The organism is Candidatus Polarisedimenticolaceae bacterium, assembly GCA_036376135.1.
Taxonomy (GTDB): Bacteria; Acidobacteriota; Polarisedimenticolia; order Polarisedimenticolales; family DASRJG01; genus DASVAW01.
Genome location: DASVAW010000032.1, coordinates 1 through 2,721, shown reverse-complemented (window position 1 = coordinate 2,721; position 2,721 = coordinate 1). Strand labels below are relative to the sequence as shown.

General features: G+C 65.9%; 2 protein-coding genes. Both read right to left on the bottom strand.

Annotated elements, in window-relative coordinates:
- Positions 1–349, bottom strand: a 349-nt coding sequence (locus VF139_02630; protein ID HEX6850276.1) for a hypothetical protein, incomplete at its 3' end; no start/stop codon positions are given.
- Positions 350–520: 171 nt separating this feature from the next.
- The coding region (locus VF139_02625) for a TonB-dependent receptor (GenBank protein HEX6850275.1) at positions 521–2,721 on the bottom strand (2,201 nt) is incomplete at its 5' end.

Here is a 2,721-nt window from a genome sequence, read left to right as displayed (position 1 = left end):
CGTTCTGGGTCATCGCGACCGTTCCGAGGTCGTTCACCGCGCCGTCGGTGCGGTTGTCCCAGAAGGCGCTCTCCGTCTTGGAGCCGAGGTTCACGCACGTCTGTCCCGACGGGCAGTCGGAGTTGACGACGCAGGCGAGGTTCGTGGCCGCCGAGCAGTTCCCGCACGACAACTGCACCGCGCGGTCCTCGACGCGCCCGCCTCCCGTCGCGGTGTTCGACGGCGCCCCGACGCACCAGTCCGTCAGTGCGGAGTCCACCACCGGCGTGTGAGCCCGCACGGGCAGCCCCGACGCGAGGATGAAGAAGAAGAGGATGCCGAGTTGGAAGACGCAATCCCGTCGAACCATATGGAGCCCCCTAACGAAACAACGGACGTGACCGGACGACTGCGGCGTGCGGCGATTCTGCGCCCCGGTTCCCACGCCGCGGAAGAGAAACTCGTGGAAATTCGAGCGAAACTTTGCCGTAAGTCGGCGTTCTATGGATCCAAACGCCCTCGAGGGGGCGTCACGTCGCGTCTACCAGCCGAAAGTGACGTTGGCCAACGCACGGCGGTACAGCAGGTCGCCGCCGAAGCTCTCGTAGTGCGCGGTGTCCCGGGCGTTCGCGACGTTGACGCCCACCCGCACGTGGTCGTTGATCTTGTACCCCGCGGAGAGGTCGACGCTGGAGTACTCCGGGACGTCCCCCTGGTAGATCCCGGCGGACCAGCGGAAGCCGTGGACCCATCGGGCTCCCACACTGGCATCCCAGCGTTCCCGGTTCAGTGAGAGCACCGCGCTGACCTTGTGCGGCGGGGAGTTGGGCAGGAGGATCTCCTCGACCTCCTCGATGTCGCCACCCGGTTCCACGATCTCGTAGTCGAACAAGGAGTAGCTGAACTGGAGATTCAACCAGGGGGTGATGAACCACTGGACCCCGAGGTCGACCCCCTGGGTGTCGACCCGGCCGAGGTTGGCGTAGGTCCTCCCGACGATCACGGTCGAACCGTCGAGATCCTGGGCGAGGCGGAAGCCGAGCTCCCTCCCCCCGACCGAGGCGTTGATCGCGTTACGCAGCGCCTGCGCGACCGTGAGTCCGATCGCGGGGACCAGGTACGTCGTCTCCGCCTCCTCGGTGCTGATCCACGGCTTGTAGTCGTTGTTGATCGTGCACACCTTGGGGTCGGTGCTCGGGTTCAGCCGGTGGTCGACGCACCCCTCCGTGTTGCCGAGGATCGTCCCGACCTGCTGCACGAGGTCGGTGATGAAGTCGGTGTTCTTCGCCCGGTAGTAATCGATCGTGACGAGGACCTTGTTCGCCAGAAGCCCGCTGTAGCCGAGCTCCCAGGCCTCGGTGTGCTCGAGCTTGAGGTCGTCGTTCCCCACCGCGAGGATCGGGACGAACTCCTCGTCGATGCCGCAATCGACGGGTTCCGGCAGGATCGGCGCGCCGCAGATCGTCCGCACGAACCCGCCGATCGGGAAGTAGGAGATGGGTGTGTGGAGGAAGTACTCCGAGTAGTTCGCGACCTGGAAGGCGCGGTTGTAGGTCAGCCGCATCGAGTTCTCGCTGTTGATGTTCCAGACCGCCGCCGCCTTCGGCGAGAACTGCGTTTCGTGCAGCGTGCTCTTGTCCACCCGGCCGGCGAAGACGAATTTCATGTGCCGGTTCGGGCTCCAGTCGGCCTGGCTGAAGAGCGCCTGTCGGTTCGACGAGACGGGCTCCCAGAGGACGGTCTGCTTTCCCGTCGCGGGGTTGATCGAGTCGACGTTTTCCTCGGTGTGGGCGCCGCCGATCACGAACCGCACGTTGTCGCCGAGGTTCCAGTTCCCCTGGAACTCGACGCCGTAACGCTCGTCGTCCGTGATGAGGTCGTAATTGACCACCAGGGCCTTGAGCAGGTTCACCTGGTCCCCCTCGCGCGAGGTGTAGTGGGCGAGGACGTTCCAGTGCGGGCTCGAGAAGTTGAACCGGTAGAAGGGGCGCTCCGATTCGAGGTTCTGCACGCGACCGATCCCGGTCTGGAACACCGGGCCCTTGATGGTGGACAGCCCGATCTCGGCGGTCAGGAGCACCTCGTCGGACACGTAGCGATCGACGCGCACGGCGCCGAACCGGATCTCGTTGTCCTGCTCGCGCAGCAGCGTGCGCTCTCCCGGCAGGCAGTCGGTCTGGCCGACGAGCAGGCAAAACTCCGAGTACTCGGGATACCGCACGACGTCCGGGTTCCGCGAGACGGTGAAGTCGCCGGAGTCCTTGAAGCCGGCCAGGACCTTCGCGTACCACCCGTCGCCGAACTGGAAGGCCTGGCGGAAGTCGACGCCTCGCGAGTTCAGCTCGCCGAACGTCGTGCGCACAAGCCCGCCCAGGCTGTCCTTCGGGTTCTTGGTGAGAATGTTCACCACACCGCTCGAAGCGTTCGCGCCGTAGAGGGCCGCGCTCGGCCCACGGACGAACTCCAGCTTGGCGACGTCGTCGAGCCCCCCGGAGATCGCGGCCCACTCCTGGGCGCCCAGGAGCACGACGCCGACGTCCCGGCCGTCGATGTACGTCGAGACCCGCCGGTTCAGCGAGCTGTTGAACCCGCGCGTGTTGAAGTTGAAGTCGTAGAGGCCGCGCTGCGTGATCTCGGCCCCCGGCGTGAACTCCAGGATCTTCGGGACCTGCCCGGTCGCGGCGACCTGCGCGATCTCTTCCTCGTGGATGGACGTAACGGCCGCCGGGGCGTCGACGACCT